The following is a 15,829-nucleotide window of genomic DNA, read 5'->3' on the forward strand; positions in this document are numbered from 1 at the left end:
CTTATAGCAGGGCTATTTGTCTATAATTACTTTTACTGATAGAGAAAAAACTGCAGATCAAGATCAAATATCTTGTTCTGCAGTTCTTTTTGTTAGTATTTGATAGTAAAACAATATCAATATTGATCGGCGAGTTCCCTTTATTCCCATCTAAAAGTGCGACTCGCAATCATGAAAGCAACAATTGCCCATCCAGACAGGATTAATCCTTCAACCCAAAGCCCTGTAAGAGGTGTCCCCACATTCATTGTTTCACGGAGAGCCGTGCTTAAATGAGCGATTGGGAGAATTTTTACGATTGGTTGAAGAAACTCTGGCATGTTGCTGATCGGAAAAAAGACGCCACCGAGGAATAGCATCGGAAACGTAGCAAAGCCTGCAATGGGTCCTGCACTCTCAGGATTTTTAGCAATACCTGCGATGATAAAACCAAGTGCCATGAAAGCAAGGGTCCCTAGAATGACGAATCCTATTAGCACTAGCCATGAACCACTAACATTCACCCCGAAAATTAAGTTTGCCACTAATAAAACAAGTAAAGCTTGAAAGCCATTTAAGAAGAGTCTAGCCGTAATTTGAGCTGCTATAAATGTAGATGCCTTCAATCTAGTGCCTTGCATTCTTCTTAAAATACCACGCTCACGCCAAGCAGAAATCTGGCCCGCAACACCATTCATATTATTACTCATAATCATCATGGCGACAATTCCTGGTACTAAAAAGTCAATGTACCCAATATCAAGAGCACGAATGCCTTTTGACTCAATTTCAACGATAGGCATATAATTTGTAGCTTCCTTGCTCCATTCATCGATCGTAGCATTCACAACGGTGAGTCCTAGCTGTGAAGCGGACATATTTGTCTCATTATAGTATACAGGTAAAGAATAAGTTGGATCATTTTCTGCTCTGTTCAAAACAGATTCTCCATAGCCTATTGGGAACTCCATCACAATTTGCACATCGCCTTTTTCTAGAGAGTCAAGAGCTGAAGTTAAATCATCAGATTCATTCACGTCCATTGCTTCATTTTCTTTCAAAAGAGTAATGAGTTCTTCCGAAGCAGTTGTATCATCATGGTCAACAATCGTAAGTGAGATTGAGATACCGCCACCCTTACCAACAAAAGATCCTAATGCAATCATTAGAATAAGTGGAAAAAGCAGGGTAAAAAAGAGCACTTGTCGATTACGTGAAAAGATTCGGAGCTGCGCTAGTGTTAATTGCCAGTATGCTTTCATTCTCGTAAGCTCCTTCCTGTCATGTGAATAAAGACATCCTCTAATGTTGCTGTTCTTGTTTGCAAATCTTGTAGATTGATGTTTTGGTTTGATGCTTGTTGAATCAAGTCAGTTAACGTTAACTGAATAGAATCTGTGTATAATACATATCGTTCGTTTCGATTGCTCACTTGCTTTACACCCTGTAATGAATGTAAGAAAGAAGCATCTTCATTATGTAAAAGTGAAAACTCAACCGCACTATCTGATTGAAGGTTTCTCACTAACGTCGTAGGTGTATCTAATGCAATAAGCTGACCTTGATCCATAATGGCAATCCGATCACAAAGCACATGTGCTTCATCCATATAATGTGTGGAAAGAACTACTGTTTTCCCTCTAGATTTCAGTTTTTCAATGATGTCCCATAATGTCCTCCGTGCTTGAGGATCTAAACCTGTTGTTGGTTCGTCAAGAAACACAATTTTAGGGTCATGAATAATTGCCAGCGCAATGGCTAATCTCTGTTTCTGACCACCAGAAAGGTATTTAATTCTGTCTTTCTTCTTTTCAGTTAACAACACTTCTTCTATTAATTCTGATATTGATACATGACTTGGATAAAAGCTAGCATACATCTCCATAATTTCCTGAACTGTCAATAACTCAAACAGTGAAGTGGACTGGAGCTGAACACCTATTACTTCCTTTACTTTTCCAATTTGCTTACGAATATCAAAGCCAGCTAGTCTTGCTGTTCCTCCATCAGGTTTCCGAAGTCCAACAAGCATTTCAATCGTTGTAGTTTTCCCTGCACCGTTAGGCCCCAGTAGCCCAAACACCTCTCCTGCTTTAACTGTGAATTTCACATTATTAACAGCGGTGTGTTTTTCATATCTTTTTACTAATCCATCAACTTCAATCATATCTATCGTCATCCTTGCTCACACCTTTCAATGCTAAAGAAAAACCTCTACACATTGAGTAGAGGTCATTATCTGTATTATACGCGATGGTAATCTCCACGCCAATTTTCTACCAGTTGTTTAATTTGATTAGGTGTTAAATTATCATTTACTGCTTTTTCGACCATACTAGGAAATTCTTCATCACTTGCAAAACGTAAGGCGATTAACTGTTTCATAGTAATTCGAGAATCAAGTCGTTTCCCCGTTAAAACATAGTAACGAAAGTTTTCTTCAGAACGAATAATGCGATCCTGAAGTTTTAACGCATAAAGTCTTAATTTTGCAATGATAAGGAAAAACAAAACAGCTCCAACGAACAACAGTAGACTAGATATTGAAAATCCATTTACGATTTGAATGATTCCAAGAATGACAGTGAGTAAAGCCAGTGGAGCCAATACGTAATGGAAAAGCGGATCAATCATAGCATGTTTTTTGTAATTCTGTTCCAATCTTTACACCTACCTATTTGGACTTAGATTATGTATCTCAGTCTCTATTATAAAGGTGATTTCTTGAAAGGTATACTTTTAAGTTTGGTTATCCCTACATCAGCTTGTATTACATTACCTTGTTTGAAGCTTTCGTATATAGGGTAGATATCTATAAAGAATTACTATACATTACGAGCTTTTATCTTAGAATACTTTATAATATAAATGAAACTAGACTAGTTTAAACAAATGGTTATTGTGACCTTTAGTTTTAAAAAGGTAAAGGTTTGAGAGGAGTAAATACAATGAATCAATATGAATTAATTATTATAGGTTCGGGTACGGTTTCCAATGATGGACTTCAAGAGGCACTTTCTGCTGGACTTACGAAAATCCTTGTGGTAGAGGAAGATCGTATAGGTGGAACTTGTTTAAATTATGGTTGAATGCCAAAAAAGGCCTTGGTAAGGTCTATGGAAGTATGGAATAACATTCAACAAGCAGAGGAATTTGGGGCTAATGTTTCAGATGCTACTCTAAATTGGACTAGAGTGATAGAGCGAAAGAATACGATTATAAACAAATTCACCAGTGGGAAAGAACCTAAACTAAAAAAACTAGGTGTTGAATTTGTAAGAGGGCATGCTAAGTTTGCATCCCCTACCTCGATTAAAGTTGGGGACTCAGAATACTATGGAGAGCGCTTCCTCATTGGAACAGGCTCCAAACCCTCCACTCCTGCTATTAAAGGAATTGAGCACGCTGTTACAAGTAAGGAAATTTTAAATCTAACTTCCTTACCAAGCTCTATTGCCATTCTTGGTGGTGGAGTTATTAGTCTCGAATTTGCTTATATTTTGGCGAGTGCAGGAGTAAACGTGACGATTGTACTAAGAGGGAATACCTTATTAAAAACCATGGACAACGAGACATCTGAACTTGTCCTTAATATGACAAAAGAACGTGGAATTGAAGTGAAAACAAATGTTCATACTGAGTCTGTTCTTAAACATGGAGATGGCCACTATACACTAATTGGTCAAGTCGATGGAAAAACATTGGAGCTTGAAACAGAAATCGTGATGAATGCAACAGGACGTACTCCACAAGTAGATGGATTAGGTTTAGAAAATGCAGGAGTACGTTATTCTGATAAGGGAATCCATGTAAATGAATATTTTGAAACCACAGCCTCTGGTATTTATGCAGCTGGAGATGTTATCGGTGGCTTAATGCTCACTCCTATCGCGACTTATGAGGCTAAACTAGCGATTCGTAATGCGATTAGAGGGAATAAGGAAAAAGCGGATTATACGCTTGTACCTCATGCAATTTTTACGATGCCTCCTATTGCAAATATTGGGTTGTCTGAAGAAGCGGCTAAGGAAAAAGGAATTGAATACAAAGTATATAAATCTTATTTAAAACATAGTGCAGTTGCAATCATATTAGGCGAAGAAGCGGGATATATAAAAATACTCACAGATAAGGAAACGGGTCAGATCATTGGCTTTCATATGGTCGGAATACATGCAGATGAAATCGTCCACTCTATGGCAATTGCAATGAAGGCCAAGTTTACAATCCATGACCTAGCTGAAATTATCAACGTTCATCCTACTATTTCTGAAACGTTAATGCTAATGGCAGGTAAATAAAAGAATAGTTAAAAACTACTTAGATAGCTCCTAAGTAGTTTTTTAGTCTTAAACCTTTCGGAATAAGCTTGTTACAAAAAAAAGGCACTAAAATTCAGTACCTTGTTTACATGTTTATAATCTATTTAGTAAAATCAATTCTCAAGTGCAAAGGTAACTCCTGTCAGTTCTTCTGATCGATGCCAGAGCCTATCCATTACTTCTCGATTAGCTGCTGATTGATGAGGCTTCTCAATGGCTGGAAAGCCCTTTCGATTTCCAGCCCCATTGGGACCAATGTATTCTCCACCCTGTAAATCTGGATGGGTAGCAGAATATAAGATAGGTAATGCACCTTTTTCAGCCGACTGAGAAATTAAAGGTAATAACAGCTTTACAAACCAAGGGGATGTCTCTCTTCCTAATCTAAATAAATTGGTTGAAGAAATTCCAGGATGACACCCGATACTCTTTATGTTGGAACTCGCTTCTTTTAATTTCTCATCCAATGCTATTGCAAAGTAAAGATTAGCTAGTTTACTCTGTCCATAAAACTTCCCTGCTTTGTATCCTTTTTCTCCATCCAAGTTATCAAAATAAATTTCAGCACCTCGATGGGCAATAGAGCTAAGTGTAATAATCCTAGCATCCTCAGTCTTCTTAAGAACGGGAAGCAGAAGTCCCGTTAGCGCGAAATGCCCCAAGTGGTTTGTTCCAAATTGAAGTTCAAATCCATCCTTAGTCTTTGAAAATGGAGGAACCATCACTCCAGCATTGTTGATCAACATATGCAATTGATTATATGTAGCTTGAAAGCTTTCAGCAAATCTTTTTATACTTTGTAAATCCCCTAAATCTAGGGACATAACTACCAAACGAGAAGAGAACTCTGTCTTCGTTTGAGATATAATAAATTGTTTAGCTTCTTCGCCCTTACTCAGATTACGAACAGCTAAAATCACATTTGCTCCTCTTTCTACAAGGGCCTTAGCTGTCTCAAGCCCAAGACCACTATTCGCTCCTGTGATGATCGCAATCTTACCTTCTTGGCTACTCATTTCTTTAAGGGTCCAAACCACTTTTCTCCACACTCCTTTTTCACTTCACAGTTAAGCAATGGTTATTTTCCTAATCAAACGTTACGGAGTTTGACTTAGGATCTATTTGATAGATTACATCTTTTCTCTCAACGATGATTCGAATCTTATTCCTTAAATCTTCTTGATCCGTAATAGCACTTAGTAACTCTTTTGCAGGATTAATCGCTACTGGATTTCCTACATATTTAAACATGGTGATATCACCATTTGTATCACCATAAGCGTAGCTTTGGTCCAGGTCGATGTCATGCTTCTCGACCATTTCTTGTATGGTCTTCTCTTTATTCACAGAATCCCACATCGGTTGGACCTTACCGTTGAAAAATCCTTTTTCGTCTATATGATAGGTTGACCCACGATAATCCGTTGCATGATATTTTTCAGCCATTTTAGATACTAGAAAATCTGGACTCCCGGAAATAAATATTACCTTGTCACCATTTTCCAAATGCCATTTTATTTGCTTTCTGGTGTATTTATACACTCGATCTGCTTTTAAACGGATTACTTGTTTTGCAATAAACTCGATATCTTCTTTTGAAACATTTGTTAGATGTTCAACATAAATTTTACTTACATCTAGAAGGTACACATCATAATTACCTTGGCGCTTGTCCCAATCTTGAAAAGTGTGCTTCACTTGTTCGTGCCAAACAGATGGCGATATAATTTCATACTTAATCATTCTTTTAAAATGTTCAATTAATAATGAATCACGATAAAACGTTCCATCAATGTCAAAGAACGCTGCTCTATTTTTGGTCATTCCGTTTTCTCCTTATTAGCGATTGATATCTGTCTTACCTACTATTTTATAAAACTTTTAGGTGTTAGTCGAATACGAGCTACTCGTTAGCAATCCACCTGCATTTCATTTAAAATGATGAACAAAGAATATGTAAGGAGATGCAGGTTTGGTACAAGAAATAATTCTTAATAATATACCAATTAAAGTAGAGAGTTATAAAGAAGACAATATTGATGGTTTAATTAAGATTTCAGTAGATTTCAAAGTTACAAGTGACGAGTATCATGACATTACTACGTTACTTTATAATGGAACATTCGAAGTAAAAGTACTTCCTAAGGGTTTTACCTTTCAAGGAACTATTACTCAATACTCAACTTCGTTTACTAATTTATACGAGAAAAATCAAGTTGGAGTCTTCAGCTTGAGCCTTCTTGAAGTAAAGCATTAAGAAAGAAGGAGAAAACACATGAGACTAAGCATTTTAGATCAATCTCCGATATCCTCCAACCAAACAGCCCGTGAGGCATTAACTAATTCTATGAAGTTAGCACAAGCTGGTGAGGCACTTGGATATACTCGATATTGGATTGCAGAACATCATGATCTACCAGGACTCGCCTGCCCTGCACCTGAAGTGATGTTAGGTTATATTGGTGCACACACTAATACGATTCGAATAGGATCTGGAGCTACATTACTTCCCCATTACAAACCATATAAAGTAGCTGAGACCTACAACATGCTAGCAACGTTGTTTCCAGATCGAATTGACTTAGGAATCGGACGAGCTCCAGGGGGATCAGCTGAAGCAACGAATGCATTAAATGATAATTTCCTACAAAAGGTTTATGATATGCCAAACTCAGTAAAAGAATTGCTACATTTTATACACAATGATCTCCCAAGTGATCATCAACATGCAAAAGTGACTGCATCACCATTACCCAAAAAACCTCCTGTGCTGTGGCTTCTTGGAACAAGTAAAAAAAGCGCGATACTAGCGGCTGAAAATGGCTTGTCCTATACGTTTGGTAAGTTTATGAGTGATCAAGATGGGATAGAGATAATTAAGCAATATCGAGACTCTTTTAAACTGAGAAAAAAGGATCAGAAGCCTGACGTAATCTTAACTGTATCGGCCTTTTGTGCGGAAACTACTGAACAAGCAGAAGAAATAGCTACAAGTGCACTTGTATGGTCGCTACAACTACAAAAAGATGAAGGACACCGTGGGATTCCTTCTATTAAAGAAGCAATGTCTTACGAACTAGATGAGAAAGAAAAGGAATCTATAAAGCAGATAAAAAGCAAGATGATCATCGGCTGCCCTCGAGAAGTAAAGCAAGGACTTGAGCATTTACAAAAGACATATCAAGCAGATGAAATCATGATGATCACGAATACACATAGATTAGAAGATAAAATCCGATCTTATGAATTAATTGCCCAAGAGCTTGAACTTTAGCAAAAGTGCCTTCCATAACGGAAAGGCACTCTTTTTATGTGATCGTTACAGATTTCCTTGGTACTAAAAAAAGCAGTCCTTATCATATTTTTTATAAGAGAAAGGAGTGAGAATAGTGAAAAACGTTAAGGTAAGATTACGCCCCATTGTTAGTAAACTAAATTTGCCAACGGTTATTAAAACAACGATTCTCCCTGGTGAAACTGTTGAAAGATTATTTATTGCAACACAGGTAGGAGAAATTTTTTATATAAGTGACAAAGGCTTAAGTGCTTTTTTAGATATTCGTCCCCAAATCATAAAATTAGGTGAAAAGCGTGGTGGTTATGATGAACGAGGATTGCTTGGGCTCGCATTTCATCCTCAATTCCAGTATAACGGTTTATTCTATCTTCACTATTCAGTAGCTGGAACACAAGGTCCTGGTGCTCTTTCTGACTCTTTTGAGCCTAACCCGTGTGATCCAAGTACCATAAATCTAAGCTGGGAAAATAGGGAAACTCAGTATGACCATATTGATACTGTGGAAGAATGGATTCTACAACCCAATCGTCAGCCTCAAAAACGACGAACACTATTAAATCTGAGAAGGCCATTCTTTAATCATAATGGGTTTAATAGCTTAAATTTTTCACCTGAGACAGGAAGACTTGTATTAACAACTGGAGATGGTGGATCAGGGTTTGATCCATTTAATTTGAGTCAGGATAACATGGAAATAGCCGGTAAGATCATTGAAATTGACGTTAGTAAGAATATAACGATGTACAATCCACCTATTATATCTCGCTTTAATGAGCTACCAACATATATTCAAGAAACACTCACCGTTATTGCTAAAGGGGTTCGAAATATACCAGGTATTGCATTTCAAAGATATTATAATGAATATATTAAATATGTCGGTAATGTTGGACAAGAATTGGTCGAGTCCATTTTCTCGTTTGTTCACTATAAACCTATTCCAGTTACTCAGCTTGTTCAAGCTTCCTCTATGAACACTGAAGCTAATCTAGACGGACTTATTAACTTCGGATGGCGTGGCTGGGAGGGGGATTTTCCTACTTCAATGATTAGGGACTGTTCAGGAAATGCAGATTTAGATGAGAAAACGATAACTTATTACAAGGAAGCAGTAAAACTATCGAAGAAACACCTACCTCCCTTAACTACTTACTACCATCAAGACCCTAGACTAGATAAATTTGAAGGAACTGCACTTACAGGCGTTCAGCCTTATATGGGAATTGAGATTCCAGATATAACGGGAGCAGTTGTGTTTACTGATATCTCCCAAATCGGAGAAGATCCTGCTAGAGGGGCTTTAGCTTATACCAAGGTAAGATCAGATGGGATATCAAATGATTATGGAGTAATTGAAACTAATCATGAATCTGGCTCTCAATCAGCATATTATGTAAGCTTAGGAACGAATCTGAACCAAACTAGACTTTTCTTAGGTGTATATGGATCTATGAAAGTAACTGATTTAAATAAAGGAACTGTATATGAAGTTGTGTCATAATTTATATCCATACAAAAATGGCACTCACATCTGAGTGCCATTTTTATCTGATTAATTAGCAAATTATAAAGTCATATCTACTTCACGTAGTTACGAAGTTTACCTATTTTCTCGACTTCAACTACTACTGTGTCTCCTGATTTCATTGGACAACTCCCTGAAGGTGAACCAGTCGCTAATATATCTCCCGGCTCAAGCGTCATAACCTTTGAAATCCAACTGATCAGGAAAGGAATTGAAAATGACATCTCATTTGTATTCCCATCTTGGACAACTTCTCCGTTTAAAGTAGTCACAATTCTTAGGTTTGTCGGATCTATGCCTGTAACAATATGGGGACCTAATGGACCAAACGTGTCGAAGCCCTTTCCTCTTGTAAATTGGGGATCTGATTTAGTAAGGTCTCTTGCTGTCACATCATTAAAAATGGTACAGCCAAAGACATAATCTAATGCATCTTCTTCTTTTATATTTTTCCCGCGTTTTCCGATTACGAGTGCTACTTCTCCCTCTAATTCAACCTGGTTTGTTAAATCAGTAGATGGAAGAATGATTTCTCCCTCATCCGGAATGACAGAAGAATATGGCTTTAAAAACAAAAATGGTTCACGAAGATTTGCTTCTCCGCCAGTCTCTTCTGCGTGTGCGGCATAAGTCCAACCAAAATTAACAATTTTTGAAGGAACTACTGGTTCTAAAACCTTTACTTCACTATATTTAAGTCTTACGCCATCGTATTTTAGTTCATTATTAACTATTTCATTAAAATCACTAGACAATTGGATAATCTCATCATTTTCTAGCATTCCATAATGTACTTTATTGTTGTTCTGATACCGTACGATTGTTTTCACTTGTTGTATTGTTTTCATTTTAAAGACGAACTCCCTTACAAACTTGATGATTGTACTTGTTTGCTATTTTTATTTTATTCATTGTTAACGTATCTTGATTGTACGCCTTTTTTATAAGGTTATATTAACCTTGTTGTTGATTTTCGTTTCAGGACACTCGCGTCCTTCCACTACAATCTGCAGTGCAAAATATCAACACTGGTATTAACCCAGCCTTTTATAAAAAAGTTAGCTTTGATAATTTCAGTATTCCCATTATATTTAACTTTGCAAGAATTGAACAGGTTATAAAATTTATTCATGCCTTTTGTAATTCTTCCGTATCATGATACTTGTAAAATTGAGATCGTTCAATATTAAACATTTAAAATTTATTTTGTCCATAAAGATTATACCCACTTAATGTTAAATCGCAAGCTCATTCTTATAGGAACATATTAATCTAAGAAAATTTAGTTTTACGTTTATTTAAAAGGGAAAATGTCGAGTAGTAATACGAATGGGTGAAAAATCATGATAAAAAAACTAAAGAATAGAACCACACTCGATGAGAAGACTATTCAAATTCAATTAAGGAAAAAGAAAATAATAATAAACAATCGTTATCGATTGATTTATTACTTAAACAACATTGTTCAAGGCTTTTTATATATGATAGGAAGTATTTTATTTTTATTAGAAGTGAACAGAGTAATTTCTATTTCTTGTTTTCTGGTAGGTAGTATCCTAATGGTTACCCGTTCACTTATTCATATTGTTAGAGATATTCATTTAATGAAATTTGATAAAAAAGAAACTTAAGCAGAACTTTGTTGCATAAACACTGAATGAACAACTTATATGATGATAAAAGGTATCAAGAGTACTCTCTCGATACCTTTTTCATTATATTTGGTCCTAACTTAATAGATTTTTTATAAATGGTCTTTACAAAAAATCAGTTATTCCCCCATACCATCAAGATTCTTTGACCCAAATTCTTCTAGCAAGGCGCGCACTTCATCTGTTGACTTTGTGTTCATCAGTTGATTTCTTAATTCACCTGCTCCTCGGAATCCTTTGACATAAATTTTGAAAAAACGATGAAGAGCTGTGAATTTACGAAGCTCTAAACCTGAATATTGATCATGGAGATCCATATGCAACCTAAGGAGGTCTAGCAATTCTTCACTAGTATGATCCTTTGGTTCCTTTTCGAAGGCAAATGGATTATGGAAAATACCGCGCCCAATCATCACCCCATCAACACCGTATTGTTGAGCAAGCTTTAAGCCTGTTTGACGGTCAGGGATATCCCCATTGATTGTCAAGAGTGTATTTGGTGCAACCTGGTCACGAAGTTTCTTAATTTCCGGTATGAGTTCCCAATGAGCATCTACTTTGCTCATTTCCTCTCTTGTACGTAGATGAATGGATAGATTAACAATATCTTGTTTAAATATGTGAGTCAGCCAGTCGCGCCATTCATTGATCTCCTTGAATCCAAGCCGTGTCTTTACACTTACAGGCAATCCGCCTGCTTTTGCTGCTTGAATTAATTCTGCCGCAACTTCTGGACGGCGAATTAGACCACTTCCCTTTCCATGTTGCGTTACATTAGGTACAGGGCAGCCCATATTGATATCTATTCCTTTAAACCCAAGTTCCGCCATACCAATACTCATTTGACGAAAGAACTCAGGCTTGTCCCCCCAAATATGGGCAACAATTGGTTGTTCATCCTCTGTAAAAGTCAATCGGCCACGAACACTTTTTCGTCCCTCAGGGTGACAATAACTCTCCGAATTTGTGAACTCTGTAAAAAATACATCAGGTCTAGCAGCTTCACTCACTACATGGCGAAAAACAACATCCGTCACTTCTTCCATGGGTGCTAATATAAAAAAAGGTCGTGGTAATTCACGCCAAAAATTATCGATCATCTTCAAATCCAAATCCTTTCATTATGGGATATGATTTAACCCTTTATCCCAAATTTAAACAACAACCTATCTCTTCTTCTTTTACACTTATACCATGCTTAAGCACTTTTTATCAAACTAATTGAAAATGTTTTTTTGTAGGTAATTATTGGAGTAATTCTGGACCATCCATGAAACTTAAAGTAGATCTTTTCAAATCACCTTTCTACAGAGCCATTTATTAACAAATCATTTGATGGTATTATGAAATAGCTATAAGAGGATAGTGGTATACACTTTATTTAGCAATGTTGGAGGTTTAGTATTGAAGCTAGTAAATCTAATAAAAAAATTAACGAAAAAACAATTCTATTTATATATCTTTTTAATCCTTTCTTTTGTCATCTCGATCACTTTTGTAAACAACAATTATTCATTCTACGAACAACCTATTGCAGAGGTAATTGAAACAGAATTAATAGATACTACTGAAATCAATGATATGTATGGTAATGAAGACATCCTGTACTCACAGAGAATCATCGCCATATTAAAGAATAGCGATTCAAAAGGAAAGCTTATTTATTTAACTAATGAATATTCATTATCGAAAGCGTATGACAATGAATATCAAGCCGGACAAAAAATTTTCGTGTCAATAGATCAGGTTAAAGTGGAAAATCAAGAATTAACCGGTACAATAAAAGAATTTAAACGTGATACATATGTATTAATCGCTGCATGGATTTTTATTTTTGCTTTAATAATCATTGGAAAAAAACAAGGTTTCTTTTCTGTTATAAGTTTAGCAGTAAATGCGATTTTGCTCTCATATACGTTAGATATATACATAAACCATCCAGAGATCAGTCTAGTATTGATTTGTGGTGCTAGTATTTTTTTATTTACTTGTACCTCCTTATTACTCGTTAACGGGTTTAATGAAAAAACATATTCAGCTATTATAGCAACCATCTTAGGAACATTCAGCTCCCTTTTCATTGCATATTCTGTTATTTGGATTACGTCGGGGAATGGCTTATTACAATTCTTATCAAGTCCTTACCAGATGGTGTTTATGGCGGGGTTATTTATTGGTTCACTAGGAGCAGTTATGGATATAGCGATTACCATGTCTTCTTCGCTCTTCAGCTTGTACGAAAAGAATAACCATATAACTCTAAAAGCGCTACGAACTTCAGGTAGGGAAATTGGAAAGGATATTATGGGTACGATGACTAATATTTTGTTTTTTATCTATATAAGTGGTTCCATCCCATTCCTTCTTTTATATCTCAAAAATGACTCTCTACTAGGGTTCACTCTATCCATGAATCTTTCCTTAGAATTGTATAGAGCCCTTGCAGGTGGAATAGGCATCGTGTTAACTATTCCGATTGGCATTTATACGACGATCTTTTTTATTAATAGAAAGAAGGCTAGATTATGAATGCATTAGTCTTATTATCAATCATATTATTTCTATTAATGACTGTAATTGGTGGAAGAAAAGGGATAAAGTCTTTTCTAGCTATATTCTTCAATTTTGGAGTATTGATGGTCATCATTTTTATTATGCTTGATCCCAAAATAAATATAATTATTTTAACATTAGTTGCATCTGTAGTGATAAGTAGTATTAATCTATTTTTTATTAATGACATTAATAGTAAAACAAAAACAGCTTTTCTCTCTTCAATCATTACAATCGTAATTTTATTTATTGGTATTGTTATAATAACTGAGAAATCAATGATTCAAGGATTTGCTGAAGAAGAAATTCGAGAACTTAGTGGGTTTTCACTTCATATCGGGATTGATTTTGTGAAGATCGGCATATCTGTCATCATTATGAGTACAATAGGCGCCATCATAGATGCTGCGATTGCTATTTCCTCTCCTATGCGAGAAATCCATTTTCATAATCCAACCATAAATAGAAAAGATTTGTTTAGATCAGGATTAAATATTGGTAGAGACATAATTGGTACAAGTACCAACACACTATTATTTGCTTTCTTTGGTGGGTTCTTAGGATTGTTCATCTATTTTAAAGATTTATCTTTCCCTCTAGGTGAAATTGTGAATTCAAAGATCTTTAGTGCTGAAATCATTACAATCCTTTGTGCTGGTATTGGGGTTATAATCGTTATTCCCATTACATCCTGGATTACCGCTTTAGTTTTAGTGGGAAAAGAGAAATAAGGCTGTGGTGGAATTCTTAGGTACTTGACGTATTCTTTTCCTCATCTATAATTCTGGGGTTATGTGGTTATATTTTTTTTTTGGACAATACAGATTGTTAATACATGAGAGAAGGCCCGTCCCAGCATTGGCATGGGCCTTATTTCTAAGATTCATTTTTTTGCTCATAGCTAAGTGTTGATAAACCGCTGGTTCTGGCATTTAAATAGAAAAAGACCTCTACCAAAAGGCAAAGATCTTCTAAACAGAGATCAGTAACCTGAAGTGACCGTGCCTCACATACAAATTACTAAATCTCCTTTACACTTACTACTCACACTTATTGTTATTGTTATCAGATTCTACATTAGTTTCAACCGTTTTCTTTTCCTTTGAAAGGAACCAACCACATAGTGCTATTAGTACAAGCGTGAAATAGAAGGAAATTTTCCATTCCGGTGACTTTGCAAATCCTGATGGTATAACAGCCAAGTCTGGATGTGATAATGTTAGTACCGCAAGCTTAATACCAACCATACCTACAATTACAAAGGCTGCAACCTCCAGCCCTGGTCTTGTTTGAAGAAGTGTAACAAAGTAGTTTGCAGCGAAACGCATAATAACCAAACCTATTAATCCACCTGCAAAAATTACAAGGAATTTTCCACCATCTAATCCACCTATATTTGGAAGGCTTGTGTTCGGAAGTACTACAGCCAAAGCAAAAGCTGCAAGGATCGCATCTATTGCAAAAGCAATATCAGCTAGTTCAACCTTAAAAACTGTCATCCAGAATCCTGATTTTTTCTTTTCTTTGATCATCCCAGCTTTTTGTTTTTCTTTATTGACAACAAGTTTTCGGAAAATATGATTTGCAGCAATAAACAAGAGGTAAACTGCACCTAATGCCTGAATCTGCCAAACATCCACAAGGAAGGAAATAGCAAATAAAGAAGCAAAACGAAATACAAACGCTCCTGCTAAACCATAAAACAATGCTCTTTTACGTTGCTCCTCTGGAAGATGTTTTACCATAATTGCGAGTACAAGTGCATTATCTGCCGCTAATAACCCTTCAAGAGCAATCAAAAGTAATAATACCCAAGCGTATTCTAGTATAATAGAAAATTCCACCTAACTACCCCCTAAATGTACTTTATAGTTTTATTAATTACAGTTTTCTTTATTTAGATAATGACGCTCTAGGATAATACTCCCAAAACTTAAAGATGTACTTTAGTCTAATTAAAATCATCAACATCTCTATCACCTTACTTTCTATCTTATAAATCTCAAAGAACAAATGTTATAGCTCTGAATTGTTGTTATAATACTGTTCTGAAATCGGGGAGGATTCCTCTGGTCCTCATTTACATATGCAAGCAACTGAACTTCAATAATGGTTAATAGGGTGAATGTGACAAATAGGTTCCGTATATGTTTTTTCAATAAAATCGTTTCTCCTTAAACAATAGTAATTACATATAAGAAATCGATTTTGTTCTTCTACACTCTTATTCTCCTTTATACGTTTAATTGGCTATCTCTGCTCATGTACTTCTCTTCAATTTGTTCCTCGATCTTTTCCATTTGTTCCTTGTCTTTTAATCATCCTCTCGGTTGTAGCCTATTATTAAAACAATTTTGTTAATGTTGGGTTTTACAATTTTTATCTACTCAGAGAGGAGAAAATAAAAACCCTCACCAGATTTTCGGTAAAGGTTTTTTGGGAACCAAAATGACCTCTACCACAAGTAAAGGTTTTTGAAAGAACAAAAAACCTCTACCAA

The 15,829-nt window shown here is 35.8% G+C and carries 16 protein-coding genes; 8 read left to right on the forward strand and 8 right to left on the reverse strand.

The genetic code is table 11. From position 1 onward, the window contains the following. Positions 1–140 precede the first annotated feature (140 nt). From G4D63_RS13815 to G4D63_RS13825, 3 genes are all read right to left on the reverse strand, one after another. Entirely contained in the window at positions 141–1,241 is a 1,101-nt protein-coding gene (locus G4D63_RS13815; RefSeq protein WP_163180232.1) for an ABC transporter permease, read from the reverse strand. Then, complete coding sequence (locus G4D63_RS13820) at positions 1,238–2,158, reverse strand: ABC transporter ATP-binding protein (protein ID WP_163180233.1); 921 nt, start codon at positions 2,156–2,158, stop codon at positions 1,238–1,240. Before G4D63_RS13820 ends, G4D63_RS13815 begins: the two co-directional genes overlap by 4 nt. Before the next feature lie 65 nt (positions 2,159–2,223). Next, complete coding sequence (locus tag G4D63_RS13825) at positions 2,224–2,640, reverse strand: DUF6526 family protein (RefSeq protein ID WP_163180234.1); 417 nt, start codon at positions 2,638–2,640, stop codon at positions 2,224–2,226. Between the two features lie 287 nt (positions 2,641–2,927). On the opposite strand from G4D63_RS13825, the gene G4D63_RS13830 reads away from it, so the two are divergent. Beyond that, positions 2,928–3,068, forward strand: coding sequence for a hypothetical protein (locus G4D63_RS13830; protein WP_163180235.1), 141 nt, complete (start codon positions 2,928–2,930; stop codon positions 3,066–3,068). Next, on the forward strand, positions 3,069–4,280 hold the full coding sequence (locus G4D63_RS13835) for a dihydrolipoyl dehydrogenase family protein (RefSeq protein ID WP_275580295.1): 1,212 nt from the start codon (positions 3,069–3,071) through the stop codon (positions 4,278–4,280). Between the two features lie 134 nt (positions 4,281–4,414). On the opposite strand, the gene G4D63_RS13840 is transcribed toward G4D63_RS13835, so the two are convergent. Together G4D63_RS13840 and G4D63_RS13845 are read right to left on the reverse strand one after the other, a co-directional pair. Continuing rightward, positions 4,415–5,338, reverse strand: a complete 924-nt coding sequence (locus tag G4D63_RS13840; protein ID WP_338023946.1) for an oxidoreductase — start codon at positions 5,336–5,338, stop codon at positions 4,415–4,417. Positions 5,339–5,387: 49 nt separating this feature from the next. Beyond that, positions 5,388–6,125, reverse strand: coding sequence for an HAD family hydrolase (locus tag G4D63_RS13845; RefSeq protein ID WP_163180237.1), 738 nt, complete (start codon positions 6,123–6,125; stop codon positions 5,388–5,390). 148 nt (positions 6,126–6,273) lie between these two features. On the opposite strand from G4D63_RS13845, the gene G4D63_RS13850 reads away from it, so the two are divergent. The 3 genes from G4D63_RS13850 to G4D63_RS13860 all read left to right on the forward strand — a co-directional run bounded on the left by G4D63_RS13850 (position 6,274) and on the right by G4D63_RS13860 (position 9,100). Next, positions 6,274–6,558, forward strand: a complete 285-nt coding sequence (locus G4D63_RS13850) for a DUF3219 family protein (protein ID WP_163180238.1) — start codon at positions 6,274–6,276, stop codon at positions 6,556–6,558. 18 nt (positions 6,559–6,576) lie between these two features. After that, positions 6,577–7,575 (forward strand): LLM class flavin-dependent oxidoreductase, encoded by a 999-nt coding sequence (locus G4D63_RS13855; RefSeq protein WP_163180239.1) that lies wholly within the window; start codon positions 6,577–6,579, stop codon positions 7,573–7,575. A gap of 115 nt (positions 7,576–7,690) precedes the next feature. Beyond that, a complete protein-coding gene (locus tag G4D63_RS13860; RefSeq protein ID WP_163180240.1) occupies positions 7,691–9,100 on the forward strand; it encodes a PQQ-dependent sugar dehydrogenase in 1,410 nt (469 codons plus the stop codon). A 77-nt stretch (positions 9,101–9,177) separates the two neighbouring features. Here the strand turns inward: G4D63_RS13860 and G4D63_RS13865 are convergent, their stop codons facing one another. Next, positions 9,178–9,972: a fumarylacetoacetate hydrolase family protein gene (locus G4D63_RS13865; protein ID WP_163180241.1), complete on the reverse strand. Its 795-nt coding sequence runs from the start codon at positions 9,970–9,972 to the stop codon at positions 9,178–9,180. Positions 9,973–10,467: 495 nt separating this feature from the next. Here G4D63_RS13865 and G4D63_RS13870 point away from each other — a divergent pair, with 495 nt between their 5' ends. Next, the gene (locus G4D63_RS13870; protein ID WP_163180242.1) at positions 10,468–10,755 is read left to right on the forward strand and encodes a YrhK family protein; all 288 of its coding nucleotides are present in this window, start codon (positions 10,468–10,470) and stop codon (positions 10,753–10,755) included. 140 nt (positions 10,756–10,895) lie between these two features. Here G4D63_RS13870 and G4D63_RS13875 read toward each other — a convergent pair whose 3' ends face one another. After that, entirely contained in the window at positions 10,896–11,876 is a 981-nt protein-coding gene (locus G4D63_RS13875) for a tRNA dihydrouridine synthase (protein WP_163180306.1), read from the reverse strand. Positions 11,877–12,180: 304 nt separating this feature from the next. Here G4D63_RS13875 and G4D63_RS13880 point away from each other — a divergent pair, with 304 nt between their 5' ends. Next, the gene (locus G4D63_RS13880) at positions 12,181–13,305 is read left to right on the forward strand and encodes a YibE/F family protein (protein WP_205603846.1); all 1,125 of its coding nucleotides are present in this window, start codon (positions 12,181–12,183) and stop codon (positions 13,303–13,305) included. Then, on the forward strand, positions 13,302–14,060 hold the full coding sequence (locus G4D63_RS13885) for a YibE/F family protein (RefSeq protein ID WP_163180243.1): 759 nt from the start codon (positions 13,302–13,304) through the stop codon (positions 14,058–14,060). The genes G4D63_RS13880 and G4D63_RS13885 overlap by 4 nt, the downstream gene beginning before the upstream one ends. 309 nt (positions 14,061–14,369) lie before the next feature. Here G4D63_RS13885 and G4D63_RS13890 read toward each other — a convergent pair whose 3' ends face one another. Further along, on the reverse strand, positions 14,370–15,173 hold the full coding sequence (locus G4D63_RS13890; RefSeq protein ID WP_163180244.1) for a TerC family protein: 804 nt from the start codon (positions 15,171–15,173) through the stop codon (positions 14,370–14,372). Between the last annotated feature and the right edge of the window lie 656 nt (positions 15,174–15,829).

It is taken from the genome of Bacillus mesophilus, from assembly GCF_011008845.1.
Taxonomy (GTDB): Bacteria; Bacillota; Bacilli; order Bacillales; family SA4; genus Bacillus_BS; species Bacillus_BS mesophilus.